This window comes from Curtobacterium sp. L6-1, assembly GCF_018885305.1.
In the GTDB taxonomy this organism is placed as follows: domain Bacteria; phylum Actinomycetota; class Actinomycetes; order Actinomycetales; family Microbacteriaceae; genus Curtobacterium; species Curtobacterium aetherium.
On the sequence record NZ_CP076544.1, the window covers coordinates 879,135 to 892,642 of the forward strand.

The following is a 13,508-nucleotide window of genomic DNA, read 5'->3' on the forward strand; positions in this document are numbered from 1 at the left end:
TCGTCCCACCCCGCGGGGGCGGCCACGGACCGGACGGGAGGCGCGGCGTGCGGCCGCCCCGTGCCTCCCGTCCGGCGCCTGCCAGACTGGCGCGATGCGACGCGTGCTGGTGCTGGGTGGGACGGGGTGGCTCGGCCGCGAGGTGGCGGACGCCGCACTGCGGACCGGAGCGGAGGTGACCTGCCTGGCTCGCGGCCTCTCCGGCGAGGTCCCCACGGGCGCCTGGCTGGTCAGGGCGGACCGGTCCCTGCCGGGCGCGTACGACGGCGTCGCCGCCGACTGGGACGCCGTCGTGGACCTCGCGACCGACCCGGCTCACGTCCGGTCGGCACTCGATGCGCTCTCGGCGCGGGCGGCGCACTGGACGGGCGTCTCGTCGGTCTCGGTGTACGCCAGGACGGACGAGCCCGACGGCGACGAGGCCGCGGACGTCGTCGAACCGGAGGACGTCACCCGGTACCCCGACGCGAAGGTCGCCGGCGAGCGGGCGGTCCGCGCGGTGCGGGGTGCCGACGCGCTCGTGGTGCGACCGGGGCTCGTCGTCGGTCCGGGCGATCCGAGCGACCGGTTCGGGTACTGGGCGGCGCGGCTCGAGCGCGGCGGTGACGTGGTCGTCCCCGTGCTCGAGGGTCGCGCGGTGCAGGTCGTCGACGTGACCGACCTGGCTGAGTGGATCGCCCGTGCCGGTGCGGCTGCCCGGACGGGGACCGTCGACGCCGTCGGGCGCAGTACGTCGATGGGGGCGTTCCTCGAGGCGGTCGCGACCACGACCGCGTTCGGCGGGAGGCTCGTGGAGACAGACGACGCTGCGCTCCTCGAGCACGGGGTCGCGTACTGGGCGGGAGCAGCCTCGTTGCCGCTCTGGATCCCGGTGAGCGAGGTCGGGTTCGCGCGGCGCAGCGGCCGGGCGTTCCGGGACGCAGGCGGGGTCGCGCGCCCACTCGTCGAGACCGTCGGCCGTGTCGTCGAGGACGAACGTCGTCGCGGGGTCGACCGACCGCGCCGGGCGGGACTGACACCCGATCACGAGCGGCGCGTCCTGCGGGCCGTGGCGCGGCGCGACTAGTCGAGGGACGCCGACGAGTCGAAGGCGACCGTGAGCAGTCCGAGGTCGTCGCGGGGGAGCACCGCGGTCAGGACCCTGCCGTCGTCGAGCACCGTCGCGAGACCGAGCACGAACGGGTCGGTGTCGAGCACGAAGCCCCGACGCTGGACACCGTCCACGAGGACCGGGTGGCCGGACTGCACGCTCCGCTCGTCGACCACGACCGGCCAGCGTTCCTCGACGACGTCCGGCATGGCGTGGGCCTCGCGGTACTGGTTGACCAGGACGGACTGCACGTGGTCGGTCAGCACGCGAGCGGGGTCGAGGGCGTCTGCTGCTCCGGAGTGCCAGTGCGTCGCCACCGCTTCCCAGAGCATCGGGAAACGCAGACGTCGGGCCACCTCGACGAGCCAGGCGGGGCGTGGCCAGGGCGGGTCGTCCTCGAGGGCGGCGCGACGCGCCTCGTCGAGGTCGGCTTCGTTCACCGGGTCGTCCCGGTCGTCGGGGTTCCGCCACAGTGTGTAGTTCCGCGCGACGGTCGCCTGCTCGACCCCGTCGCCGGACTCGCCGGTGGACACGTTCAGGCCGCGGAGCTCCTCGAGGTGGCGCTGCGGGACGAGGCCGGCGACGCCGAACCCGAGAGCCCGGACCCCCGCTCGCTGTTCGACGGCCGGATCCGGTGCGTCCGCTGCGAGGACTCCACCCACGTGCATGCGGTGAGCCTGCCCCGCCGCTGCGCCGGGGTCAAGCACCTCCGCACCGGTGCCTGCCGGCCACGTCGACTGTCGCTGTGCTCAGGAAGTGCCGGAGCACAACGATCCTCGTTATGCTCGCCACATGTCCGTCCCCGATGAGCGTGCAGCGGCGCTCCGCCAGAAGAGCTCCGTCAGCTTCGTGTTCGTCGTCGCGCTGGGCACGATCGTGGTCTCGGCGGTCCGCGCCTGGTTCGTTGTCGCCGGCATGGTCGACCAGCTGGCACACCGGACGACCGGCATCGACTGGACGTGGTCGCTCGAGGAACCGATCGACCAGCCGTCGGCGTCCGCGGCGGCTGGAGCATCGATCGTGCCCGGGACCACACCGGCGGTCACCGAGATGATCGGACGGGTGCAGGACCTGCCGGCCGCCACGATCGTGCTGCACAGCCTGAGCGAACTCGTCGCCGTCCTCACGACCATGGGCATCGCCGTCTGCCTGCTGCTCGTGACCCGCAGCATCGGCGACGGGCGCCCGTTCGCCCGGACCTGCTCGCGCGCGCTCGTGACGCTCGCCGTCATCGTCTTCGTGGGGTTCGAGGCCGCCACGATCCTGGAGTTGGTCGCTCGGTTCACGCAACCGGCGATCGCCGGCACCCTGCCCGAGTTCTCGGGCTCGTACACCGGGCACCCGGAGCGGGGACAGCTCAGCGCCCCCTTCTGGCCGGTCGTCGCTGCAGCCGGGCTCGCTGCTCTCGCGTCGGTGTTCCGGACGGCCGACGGCTACCGGGACGACGCGACCGGGCTGGTCTGATGGCGATCGTCTGTCGTCTCGACGAACTGCTGCTGGCGCGCGGGATGACCCTCGTCGACCTCTCCGAACAGGTCGGCGTGAGCACCGTCAACCTCTCGATCCTCAAGAACGGGCACGCGAAGGCCGTCCGCTTCAGCACCCTCGAAGCGATCTGTGTCGCACTCGACTGCCAGGTCGGGGACCTGCTCGTGCAGGTGCCGGACGCGTCCGCCTAGGCTCGGTGCGTGTTCGAACTCCACCACCTGTCGGCGCAGGAACTCTGGGACTGGATCCGCCGCGGTGACGCCACCGCCCGCGAGGTCGCCGACCACTACCTGGAGCGGATCGACCGGCTGGACGACGCCCTCGGCGCGTTCGTGACCGTCACGGCCGAGGCCGCCCGCGACCGGGCCGACCACCTCGGGGACCTGGTGCCGACGTCGCGACCGCTGTGGGGCCTCCCGTCCGCGGACAAGGACCTGACCGACCGGCGTGGCGTGCCCACGCGGTCCGGGAGCACCGCGCTGCCGGTGACGCCCGCCCGCGCCGACCACCCACTCGTCGCGGCGCTCGACGCAGCCGGAGCGGTGAGCCTCGGGAAGACGGCGACGCCCGAGTACGGCATGTCGAGCTCGTCCGAGACCCGGTTCGGCGTCACCCGCAACCCGTACGACACGACACGAGCGCCGGGCGGGTCGTCGAGCGGCGCCGCGGTGGCGGTCGCGGCGGGACTGCTGCCCGCCGCCGTCGGGTCGGACGGCGGCGGATCGGTCCGGATCCCGGCCGCGGCCACGGGACTGGTGGGTCTGAAGCCGAGCCGTGGGCGGGTGCCGGCCATGCCCGGACGCACCGGGATCGGCGGACTCGCCGTCGCCGGGCCGCTCACCCGCTCGGTCGCCGACGCGGGGATGCTGCTCGACGCCCTCGTCGCACCGACCGGTCTGCCCGGCCGTCCGCCGTACGCGCTCGTCACGCCGGACGTCGGCGACGGGCCCTTCACCGCCGCGGCCGTCCGTGGCGAGGGGCGCTTCGTGATCGGCCTGCTCGAGGGGTCGCCGTGGGACGAGACCGTCGACGTGGTCGTCGACCCGGCCGCGCGTGCGGCCGTGGACACCGCGCTCCGGGTCCTCGGGGAGGTCGGGCACGGTGTCGAGGACGTGCGGATGCCGCGCGTGCCGTACGCCGAGCCGTTCCAGGTGGCGTGGGAGTCGTCCGGGGCCGGGATCGTGCGGGTGCCCGGGATCGACCTGGGGGAACTGACACCTCTGGTCGCCTGGCTCGTCGAACGCGGCCGGGCGCTCACCGCCACGCAGGTGCTCGACGCCATGGCGGGACTCGACGCCTTCTCGGTGGAGCTCATCAGCGCGTTCGACCGGTTCGACGCCGTCCTCACCCCGACCCTCGCGCTGACGCCGCGCCCACTCGGTTGGTACGGCGACGACCCGGAGGAGGACTTCCGGCGGCAGTGCGCCTACTCGCCGTGGACCTCGATGGCGAACGTGACGGGACTGCCGGCGATCACGCTGCCGGTCGGGGTCACGGAGGAGGGGCACCCGGACGGGGCCGGGCTGCCCATGGGGGTGCAGCTGATCGGGCGGCCGGGTGGCGAGCGGGTGCTGCTGGCCATCGGGGCGCAGCTCGAGCGGCGGTTGCGCTGGCAACGGAGGCACCCGGCGGGCTGGTAGCGGGGGCGGTCGGCGGGGCCGGGCGGCGGCGCCGGGCGGCGGGGCTAGGTGGTGGCGCGGCGCCGCTCCGCCGAGATCGCACGACACGCCGCCCGCAGCCCGCCGAGGTCGCACGAACTGCCAGCCGGCGCCCGAGTCCGCGCCGTCCAGCGCTTCGGGCTCGGACGGGACGGCCGAGGTCGCACGAAACGCCGTCGGCCCTCTGCCGAGGTCGCAGGAACTGCCGGCCGGGTCGGCGGTGACCGGCGGATCGTGCGACCTCGGCGGATGCCAGCGGCGGTTCGTGCGAGCTCGGCGCTCCGCCGGGAGCGCCGTGCGTCCTGCCAGCTTGCCGACCGAGCGATCTGCCCAGGTCGCAAGAACGGCCGGTGTCGGAGGGCTGCCGGGGTCGCACGACATGCCGTCTGCGTGCTGTCGAGGTCGCTCGAAGGGTCGGGCGGGAGGCCCGTGGCCGGCAGATCGCGCGACCTCGGCGGACGTGAGCGGCGGTTCGTGCGACCTCGGCCCGGCCCCGCCCCGCCCGCCGGCCCCGCCGGCCCCGCCGGCCGCGCCGGCCCCGCCCCGCCCGCCGGCCCCGCCGGCCGCGCCGGCCGCGGCGCGCCGCGGCGCGCCGCGCCTACGGCAGCGTCGGCGCCGCCGCCACCAGGGCGCGCGTGACCTCGTGCGTCGGCGCGTCGAGCAGGGACACCGGGCCCTGCTCGACGATCCGCCCCGCCGACATCACCGCGACGGTGTCGCACAGCCGCTGGACGACCCCGATGTCGTGCGACACGAGCACGAGCGTCAACCCGAGGTCGTCGACCAGGGAGCGGAACAGGTCGATCACCCGCGCCCGGACCACCACGTCGAGGGCGCTCATCGGCTCGTCCCCGAACAGGATCCGCGGCCGGTGCACGACGGCGCGGGCGATGGCGATCCGCTGCCGCTGCCCGCCGGAGAACTCGTGCGGGTACCGGTCGACCGCGTCGCCGGGCAGGTCGACGCGGTCGAGGACGGCGGCCACCATCGCACGGTGGTCGCCCGCGATCCGCAGGGCCCGGAGCGGTTCCGCGACGATCGCGCCGACGCGCATCCGCGGGTCGAGCGAGGCGACGGGGTCCTGGAACACGATGCCGGTCTCCCGTCGCCACCAGCGCGAGGACGCGGCCGACGCCCGCGCGTCCACGGGGCGGCCCGCAGCGTGCACGGTGCCGGTGGTTGGGGCCTCCAGTCCGGCCAGCAGGCGGACGAGGGTGGACTTGCCCGACCCGGACTCGCCGACGATGCCGAGCCGTGCGCCGGGCGCGACCGTCAGGTCGACGCCGTCGACGGCGGTGCGGACGGGGCCGGGCTCGAACGGTCCGCGCCGGGGGAGTCGGTACGTGCGGCGCAGGTCCGCGCCGACGAGCGCCGCGGCGGCCGTCCCGGGCACGGAGGGCGGGTCCTGGTTCACGGGGTCCTCCTGGCGGTGGCGCGTGCGGCCTCGACGAGGGCGACGGTCGCCGGGTGGTGGGGTGCGGCGAGCAGGTCGGTGACCAGGCCCTGCTCGACGACGCGGCCGGCCTCGAGGACGACCGCCGAGTCCGCGATCCGCGACAGCACCGCGAGGTCGTGCGTCACGAAGAGCATCCCCGTCCCCCGGGAGGCGGTGAGCGACTCGAACAGGTCGAGGATCCGCGCCTGCGTGGTCACGTCGAGCGCCGTGGTCGGCTCGTCCGCGACCAGGAACGCCGGGTCGCCGGCCATCGCCATGGCGATGCAGATGCGCTGGCGCTGTCCGCCGGAGAGCTGGTGCGGGTACTGGCGGAGGAGCACGTCGGGGTCGGGCAGGCCGACGTCGCGGGCGAGGCCGACGGCCGCCTCCGCCGCGGCACGACGGTCGAGGCCGCGGTGCAGTCGGAGGGGCTCGGCGATCTGCCGTCCGACCCGGCGGAGCGGGTCGAGCGCGGTGCCGGGCTCCTGGAACACCATGCCGATCGCGGCGCCGCGGGTGCGCGCGCGCTCGCGGTCGGGCAGGCCGACCAGTTCGCGGCCGTCTAGGCGGATGCTGCCGGTCACGGTCGCACCGGCAGGTTCCAGGCCCATCAGGGCCAGGGAGGTCAGGGACTTGCCGGACCCGGAGGCGCCGATCACGCCGACACGGCGGCCGGGAGGCACAGCGAACGTCACGTCGTCGAGCACCGTCCGTCCCGCGATGCGGACCGTCAGGCCGCGGACGTCGAGGCCTCGCGGGGTGTCGGTCCCACCGGGAGCGCTCGCGTCGGTAGCGGGGGCGGCTGGCCCGGGCACGGTCGCGTCGGTCGTACGGGCGGCTGGCCCGGGGTCGGTCGGGTCGGTCGTACGGGCGGCTGGCCCGGGGTCGGTCGGGTCGGTCGTACGGGCGGCTGGCCCGGGGTCGGTCGGGTCGGTCATGCGATCCCCTCGGTGCCGGTGCCGGTGCCGGTGCCGGTGAGGCGGGCGCCGGAGTCAGGGCCGGTGTCGGCGCCGCGCGGTTCGCCGGCGCCACGGCCCGCGCCCCGTCCTCGCGTCAGCCGCGGATCGGTGGCGTCCCGCACCGCGTCCCCGAGCAGCGACAGCGCCGCCACGACGAGCGCGATGGCGGCACCCGGCCACGTCGCACTCCACGGGTGCACGCCGATGTACGTCTGCAGGTCGGAGAGCAGGCGGCCCCACGAGGCGGTGCCCGCGTCGGCGCCGTAGCCCAGGTAGGACAGGCCGGCCTCAGCGAGGACCGCGGTCGCCATCGCGAGCGACAGCTGCACGGTGAACAGCGGCGCCGCGTTCGGCACGAGGTGACGGAACAGCACGCCCGCCGGCCCGACCCCGGACGCCCGTGCGGCGACGACGTAGTCGCTCCGCGCGATGCGTCGGATCTCCCCGCGGGCAACACGTGCGATCGTCACTCCGAACGCCAGCCCGACGGACACGACGACGACCCCGAGCGAGCCGCCGTACACCGCGGTCAGCAGCATCGCGGTGAGCAGGGTCGGGAAGGCGACGAGCACGTCGAGCAGCACGGCGGTGGTCTCGCGCACCCACCGTGCGGTCAGTGAGCCGACGGCGGTGAGGAGGATGCCGACGACGCTCGCGATGACCCCGGACCCCACGGCGACGAGGACGGTCGTGCGGGTGCCGGCGAGCAGGTAGCTGGCGATGTCCCGGCCGACCGCGTCGGTGCCGAACCAGTGCGCGGCACCCGGCCGCTCCCACTGCGCGAAGGGGTCGGTGCGGAACGGGTCCTGCGGCGTCCAGACGAGCGAGACGCCGGCGAGGACGAGGAGCAGCCCGAGGACGACCACGGCGAAGAGCCCGGTCGGGGTGGCGAGCAGACGACGGAGGACGGTCACGAGGCCGCCTCCCGCTGCCGGGGGTCGAGCAGCCGGTGGAGCACGTCGACGGCGAACCCGACGAGCAGCACGAGACCGGTCAGCACGAGGAGCTCGGACTGCACCTTCGTGATGTCCCGGCGCCCGACGTCGGCCACGAGCATCCGCCCGACCCCGGGCAGCGAGAACAGCTGCTCGACGACGACGGCCCCGACCAGGAGCCCGGCGATCTGCACGCCCAGCACGGCGAGCACCGTGAGGGCCACGCTCGGCAGGCCGTGGCGGAGGAGCGCCCGGTTCCGCGACAGGCCGACGGCCGCGGCGGTACGGAGGTGGTCGGCGCCGAGGACGGAGAGCGTGGCCGACCGGGTGAAGCGCAGGATGACGGCACCCTCGACCGCGCCGATCGTCAGTGCGGGCAGGACGAGTGCGGCGAACGCCCGGTCCGGGGTCCGCCAGCCGTCGAGGGGGAAACCCTGCACCGGGAGCCAGTGCAGCGTCACGGCGAACAGCGCGACGAGCAGCATGCCCGCCCACACCACCGGAACCGCGGCGACCGCCTGGGCCGCGAACGAGATGACCGCCCCGCCGGGTCGGCGACGGAGCACCGCGGCGAGCACCCCGAGCGGCACCCCGATGACGAGGGCTGCGGCGAGGGACATCCCGGCCAGGGGCAGCGTCACGGCGAGCTTCTGCGCGATCTCGGGTGCGACCGGTCCGCGCGTGACGAGCGAGGTGCCGAGGTCGCCGCGGAACAGTCCGCCGATCCAGTCCAGGTACTGCAGGACGACCGGCCGGTCCAGCCCGAGCTGCTCGCGGAGGGCGGCGACCTGGGCGGGCGTCGCCTCGGCACCGGCGACGACCTGCGCGACGTCGCCCGGGAGCACCCGCAGCGTGGCGAAGACGATGAGGCTCGCCACGAGCAGGCCGACGGCGAGCAGGAACACCCGCCCGACGAGGAATCGGGTCACGGTGCGATGCTACGAGACGGCGAGGTCCGCTAGGTCCAGCCGGGTGGTGGTGCTGTCGAACGGGAAGCCGGTGACACCGTCGCGGACCGCGGTCGTCGTGGTGGCCGTGTACAGCCACTCGGCAGCGGCGTCCTGGCTGACGATCGCCGCGGCACGCTGCAGGGCCTGGACCTTCTCGTCCTCGTCGGTGGTGGCGATCGACGCGGCGTACAGACGCTGCACCTGGGGGTTGTCGTACCCGAAGTAGTAGTCCGGGTCCGCCCAGTTGCCGAAGTCCCGCGCCTCGGTGTGGTTGACCATGCTCAGGTCGAAGTCCTTCTTCGTGAAGACGGTGTCGAGCCAGGTCGCGAAGTCCACCCGCTGCACCTTCAGGGTGATCCCCACGTCGGCCAGCTCCGAGGTGAGGACGTCACCGATCGCGGTCGGGTACACGTTGGCGTAGGTGAGGGTCAGCGTCGGCTTCCCGACGCCGGCCTGCCGCAGGAGCTTCCGCGCGGCGGACGGGTCGTACGGGTCGACGTCGGTCAGGTCCTGGTAGCCCGGGTCGAGCGCCGGGATCGGGCCGCCCTGCTCGACACCGCCGCCACCGACCGCCTTGATGACGGCCTTCGGGTCGATCGCCTGGCGGATCGCCTTGCGGACCCGCACGTCGTCGAAGGGCGCCTTCGCGTCGTTGAACGCGAGCGTGTACTTGTCCGTCGTCTTGCCGGTGTGCAGCGTGATGCCGGAGGCGTTCTGCAGCTGGCTCTTCAGCGTGCCGTCGACCGCGGTCTCGACGTCGAGGTCGCCGCCGGCCATCGCGTTCACGGCCGTCGACGGATCGGTGATGTAGCGGAAGACGACCTCGGCGACCTTCGCCTTCGTGCCCCAGTAGTCCGGGTTGCGCGAGAAGGTCAGCGAGTCGCCCTGCTTCCAGCTCGAGACCTCGAAGGGGCCGGTGCCGTTGGCGGTCTTCGTGCGGTCGTTGTCGGCGCCCTGCTCGAGGACCAGGCCGGCTCGTCCCGTCAGGTTCCAGAGCAGGTCGGAGTCGGGCTTCGTCAAGGTGATCCGGACCCGGTCGTCCCCGGACGCCTCGATCGTGTCGACGGCGGCGAGCTTGTCGGAGTCGACGTAGGAGTCGAGGGTCTTCGCGTCCCGCAGCGACCAGACGACGTCGTCCGCGGTGACCGGTTCGCCGTCCTGGAACGAGGTGCCGTCGCGCAGCGTGAACGTGTAGGTCAGCCCGTCGTCCGACACCTCGTGCGACGAGGCCAGGACGTCGCGGATCTCGCCGTCCGGGGTGCGCCCGACGAGTCCCTGGTAGACGTTGTCGATGAGCACCTGGTCGAGGGCGTTCCCGGACTGGGTCCGGATGTCCAGGCTCGTCGGTTCGAGCACGAGACCGACCCGGACCGTCGCGTCGGCACCGCCGCGGGTGTCGTCGGAGCCGCCGGAGCAGCCGGCCAGGGCGACCGAGGTCGCCACGGCGAGGGCTGCCGCGGCCAGGGCGGTGCGGTGGAGCGGACGCATGCAGGGTTCCTTCCCGGAGCCGACCCACGACGGGGCGGAACGAGGGCGGCGCGACGACGGTCGTCAGCGGCGCTCGGACGAGGCTACCGGGCGACGCGGGCCGGACGGTGTCAGGTCTCGGACGAAGTCGCGGGGGGTTCTTCGACGCTGTCCAACAAACCGTGCGTCGTCGCCCAGTCCCGGATCGCGGCGGCGAGGTCGAGCGGCGCCTGCGTCTGCACCGCGTGCCGCGACGTCACGGTGACGATGGTGGCGTCCGGCAGGCGTTCGGCGAAGGACTGGTGCAGCTTCGGGGAGACGTACCCGCGGTCGCCGCGGACGAGGAGCAGCGGCACGTCGAGCTGCTCCAGGTCCGGCCAGGCGTCCGCGAACCGACCGACCGAGGCCGTCCGTCCGGCGCCGAGGTGCGGGAAGTGGTGGCGGCGCACGAGTCGGCCGTCCTCGCCGAGGCGGGTGGTGTGCCGGGCCTCGCGGAGGAGTGCCGGCCGGTCGTCGCCGACGCGGGCGGCGACCGCCCGTTCGACGACCTCGTCCAGGGTCGCGAACGGCTCCTCGGCCTCCAGCGCCCGCGCGATCCGGTCGACGGCGCGCTGGGCGAAGTCCGGCGACATGTCGACGAGCACGAGTCCGGTCACCCGCTCCGGCGCGAGGGCGGTCAGCCGGGCGGAGAGGATCGCGCCGAGCGAGTGCCCGACCACCAGCCCGGGTGGCACGTCGAGGGCGTCGAGCGCGCCGAGGACGGTGGGCGCGGTCACCGCGGCGGCGTAGTCGGCGTCGTCCCGCCACCCGGACCGTCCGTGACCGGGCAGGTCGAGGGCGACCGCCGGCTCGTCGACCGCGATCGCGGTCTGGTCGAAGCTGTGCGCGTCGATGCCGAGCCCGTGCAGGTAGGTGATCCGGGCCTCCCGGCCGGTCGGCGGGTCGGTCCGCGACCAGCGGATCGCGGACACGTCGCCGCCGTCGGCGGTGCGGACCACCTGCCGGGAGGCCCGGAGCGGCTCCGTCACGCCGCTCGCGGCGGCCAGGGCGGGGACGTCGGCGAATTCGTCATCGTGGTCGGACACCCGCCCAGTGTCGCAGCCCGTCGGTGTGGCGGCGTCGCAGCCCGGCGGTGTCGCAGTGTCGCAGCCCGTCGGCGCTCAGCGTCGCAGCCGGGCGGTGGCGCCACGTGCGGTCGCGCGCTCCCGATCCGGTGGCCGCGCCGGCCCGTCCTTCCGCCCTTAGGTTAGGCATGCCATACTCGAGGTGTGGCAGCCCGGTACCGCGTCTTCTCCGTCCGCGTGGCGGCCGTCACCTCGCTCACCCCGCACTTCGTCCGGGTGACGCTCACCGGCGACGAGCTCGCCGACTTCTCCGCCGTCGGCCTCGACCAGCGCATCAAGGTGCTGCTGCCGCTCGACGGCCACGGCTTCTCGGACCTGCCGGAGGGCGAGGACTGGTTCGCCGCCTGGCGTGCGCTGCCGGATGCGACCCGCAACCCGATCCGCACGTACACGGTCCGCTCGTTCCGCCCGGACGCCCACGAGCTCGACATCGACTTCGTCGCCCACGGCGACGCCGGACCGGCCTCGCGCTGGGTGTCGGCGTGCCGCGTCGGCGACGAGCTGCGCATCGTGGGGCCGCGCGTGCCGGAGTCCCCGGAGGACCTGCCGTCCGGTGCCGCCGAGTTCGCCCCGGGCTCCGCGAACCGGATCCTGCTCGCCGGCGACGAGACCGCGGCGCCGGCGATCTGCGCGATCCTCGAGGCGCTGGACGTCTCCGCGGTCGGCCACGTCTTCATCGAGGTCCCGACCGACGCCGACCGGCTGCCGGTGTCCGCTCCGGCCGGGGTCGAGGTCCGCTGGATCGCCCGGAACGGCGCCTCGCACGGCGTCCGGATGACCGACCACGTGCAGGCGTGGGCGTCGGCGGTCGCACCGGTGACGGGTTCCACCACCGTCGCCGGGGCGGGTCACCCCGCCGTCGAGCTCGCGGACGTCGACGTCGACCAGCAGGTGCTGTGGGACGTGCCGCGCGAGGACGACGACCTGCCCGTGTACGCCTGGATCGCGGGGGAGGCCGGCTGTGTGAAGGAACTGCGCCGGCACCTCGTCCGCGGGGTCGGCCTCGAGCGCAAGCAGGTCGCGTTCATGGGGTACTGGCGGCACGGCAAGGCGGAGTGTTGACCCCTGCCGGCACCGGTCGTGGTTCGGTCCTGACGCCCGAGGCGCCGCTCACGGCACTCGGCGCCCGCGGTCTGCGCCTGGGCTACGACGACCGGGTCGTGGTCGACGGTCTCGACGTCGACGTGCCGGACGGTGAACTGACGGTCATCGTCGGTCCGAACGCGTGCGGCAAGTCGACGCTCCTCCGGGCCCTGGCACGGACGCTCGCGCCCAGCGCGGGCACCGTGTACCTGGACGGACGGCCGATCGGCTCGTACCGCCCGAAGGCCGTCGCCCGGCGGGTCGCGATGCTCCCGCAGACGCCGATCGCGCCCGACGGCATCACCGTCCGCGACCTGGTCTCCCGGGGCCGGTTCCCGCACCAGGACCTCCTGCACCCGTCCAGCGGGACGGACCGGCAGGTGGTGCAGGCGGCGCTCGCGCAGACGGACGTCGTCGAACTCGCCGACCGTGGCGTCGACGAGCTGTCGGGGGGCCAGCGGCAGCGGGTGTGGATCGCGATGGTGCTGGCGCAGGAGACCGACATCGTGCTGCTCGACGAGCCCACGACGTTCCTCGACATCGCCCACCAGTACGACGTGCTCGAACTCGCGTCGGCCCTGCACGTGGCCGGGCGGACGGTCGTCGCGGTGCTGCACGACCTGAACCAGGCGGCCCGGTACGCGACGCACATGATCGCGATGCGGGACGGCGTCATCGTGGCGCAGGGGCCGCCGGAGTCGGTCGTGACGGCGTCGCTCGTCGAGGACGTCTTCGGCTTGCCGTGCGTGGTCGTGCCCGACCCGGAGACGGGTACGCCGCTCGTCGTCCCGCGCCGGGCGCGCTGAGCCCACCGAACCCCTCGGCAGCCGGTCCGCTGGTCCGCTGGTCCGCCGGTCCGCTGGTCCGACGGTCCGACGGTCCGCTGAACGGCGTCGCCGCCCCGTGGGCTGCGGTCCCGCCGACCTGCCGGCTCCGCACCCGGCAGGACACCTGTCACCCGGTCAGCGGTAGCCGCCGTCCTCCAGGCCCGCCTCGACCTCGAACCGGTTGCGCAGCGGGTCCTGGCCCGCGACGGCGTAGAGCAGCGGCATGAGCATGCCGTTCCGCTTCCACTGCTCGACGTGCACCCGCTCGTGCCGGAGGACCCGCTCACCGTCGTTGTCCCGCGTGAGGTACACCGAACCGATGCAGGTGCCGCCGCGCCGGAACACCCAGCGCGGCAGCCCCCGGCACACGATCAACCCGTCGACGACCCGCACGGGCCCGGTCGACAGCGGGAGGCCGATCACGAGCCCGACGAGCGTCGCGACCAGCCACCCTGCACGGGACACCGGCGAGTCGACGAGCGGGTTGCGCAC

General features: G+C 74.4%; 14 protein-coding genes. 6 read left to right on the forward strand and 8 right to left on the reverse strand.

From position 1 onward, the window contains the following. The first annotated feature begins 94 nt into the window (after positions 1 to 94). Positions 95 to 1,066, forward strand: coding sequence for an NAD-dependent epimerase/dehydratase family protein (locus tag KM842_RS04110; RefSeq protein ID WP_216261203.1), 972 nt, complete (start codon positions 95 to 97; stop codon positions 1,064 to 1,066). Here the strand turns inward: KM842_RS04110 and KM842_RS04115 are convergent. Then, positions 1,063 to 1,758 carry a hypothetical protein gene (locus KM842_RS04115; RefSeq protein WP_216261206.1) on the reverse strand — a complete coding sequence of 232 codons (696 nt, stop codon included), beginning with the start codon at positions 1,756 to 1,758 and terminating at the stop codon, positions 1,063 to 1,065. The two genes, KM842_RS04110 and KM842_RS04115, sit on opposite strands and share 4 nt — an antisense overlap. Positions 1,759 to 1,882: 124 nt before the next feature. On the opposite strand from KM842_RS04115, the gene KM842_RS04120 reads away from it, so the two are divergent. From KM842_RS04120 to KM842_RS04130, 3 genes are read left to right on the forward strand one after another with little or no spacing between them, the layout of a single operon-like run. Then, on the forward strand, positions 1,883 to 2,554 hold the full coding sequence (locus KM842_RS04120) for a hypothetical protein (protein WP_216261208.1): 672 nt from the start codon (positions 1,883 to 1,885) through the stop codon (positions 2,552 to 2,554). Further along, entirely contained in the window at positions 2,554 to 2,769 is a 216-nt protein-coding gene (locus KM842_RS04125) for a helix-turn-helix domain-containing protein (protein WP_216261210.1), read from the forward strand. The genes KM842_RS04120 and KM842_RS04125 overlap by 1 nt, the downstream gene beginning before the upstream one ends. Positions 2,770 to 2,778: 9 nt before the next feature. Beyond that, entirely contained in the window at positions 2,779 to 4,218 is a 1,440-nt protein-coding gene (locus KM842_RS04130) for an amidase (protein ID WP_216261212.1), read from the forward strand. A gap of 616 nt (positions 4,219 to 4,834) precedes the next feature. Here KM842_RS04130 and KM842_RS04135 read toward each other — a convergent pair. The 6 genes from KM842_RS04135 to KM842_RS04160 form a co-directional block, all read right to left on the reverse strand. Next, on the reverse strand, positions 4,835 to 5,650 hold the full coding sequence (locus KM842_RS04135) for an ABC transporter ATP-binding protein (RefSeq protein WP_437124541.1): 816 nt from the start codon (positions 5,648 to 5,650) through the stop codon (positions 4,835 to 4,837). Further along, positions 5,647 to 6,609 carry an ATP-binding cassette domain-containing protein gene (locus KM842_RS04140; RefSeq protein ID WP_253206244.1) on the reverse strand — a complete coding sequence of 321 codons (963 nt, stop codon included), beginning with the start codon at positions 6,607 to 6,609 and terminating at the stop codon, positions 5,647 to 5,649. Before KM842_RS04140 ends, KM842_RS04135 begins: the two co-directional genes overlap by 4 nt. Then, a complete protein-coding gene (locus tag KM842_RS04145) occupies positions 6,606 to 7,544 on the reverse strand; it encodes an ABC transporter permease (RefSeq protein ID WP_253206245.1) in 939 nt (312 codons plus the stop codon). Before KM842_RS04145 ends, KM842_RS04140 begins: the two co-directional genes overlap by 4 nt. After that, positions 7,541 to 8,494 carry an ABC transporter permease gene (locus tag KM842_RS04150; protein ID WP_216261216.1) on the reverse strand — a complete coding sequence of 318 codons (954 nt, stop codon included), beginning with the start codon at positions 8,492 to 8,494 and terminating at the stop codon, positions 7,541 to 7,543. Before KM842_RS04150 ends, KM842_RS04145 begins: the two co-directional genes overlap by 4 nt. Before the next feature lie 9 nt (positions 8,495 to 8,503). Beyond that, complete coding sequence (locus KM842_RS04155; RefSeq protein ID WP_216261218.1) at positions 8,504 to 10,003, reverse strand: ABC transporter substrate-binding protein; 1,500 nt, start codon at positions 10,001 to 10,003, stop codon at positions 8,504 to 8,506. A 110-nt stretch (positions 10,004 to 10,113) separates the two neighbouring features. Next, on the reverse strand, positions 10,114 to 11,067 hold the full coding sequence (locus tag KM842_RS04160) for an alpha/beta fold hydrolase (RefSeq protein ID WP_216261220.1): 954 nt from the start codon (positions 11,065 to 11,067) through the stop codon (positions 10,114 to 10,116). 183 nt (positions 11,068 to 11,250) lie between these two features. Between KM842_RS04160 and KM842_RS04165 the strand changes: the two genes are divergently transcribed. Beyond that, positions 11,251 to 12,168: a siderophore-interacting protein gene (locus tag KM842_RS04165; protein WP_216261221.1), complete on the forward strand. Its 918-nt coding sequence runs from the start codon at positions 11,251 to 11,253 to the stop codon at positions 12,166 to 12,168. Beyond that, positions 12,165 to 12,995 carry an ABC transporter ATP-binding protein gene (locus KM842_RS04170; RefSeq protein ID WP_216261224.1) on the forward strand — a complete coding sequence of 277 codons (831 nt, stop codon included), beginning with the start codon at positions 12,165 to 12,167 and terminating at the stop codon, positions 12,993 to 12,995. Before KM842_RS04165 ends, KM842_RS04170 begins: the two co-directional genes overlap by 4 nt. Positions 12,996 to 13,151: 156 nt before the next feature. Here KM842_RS04170 and KM842_RS04175 read toward each other — a convergent pair whose 3' ends face one another. Then, positions 13,152 to 13,508, reverse strand: a complete 357-nt coding sequence (locus KM842_RS04175) for a Fe-S oxidoreductase (RefSeq protein WP_216261226.1) — start codon at positions 13,506 to 13,508, stop codon at positions 13,152 to 13,154.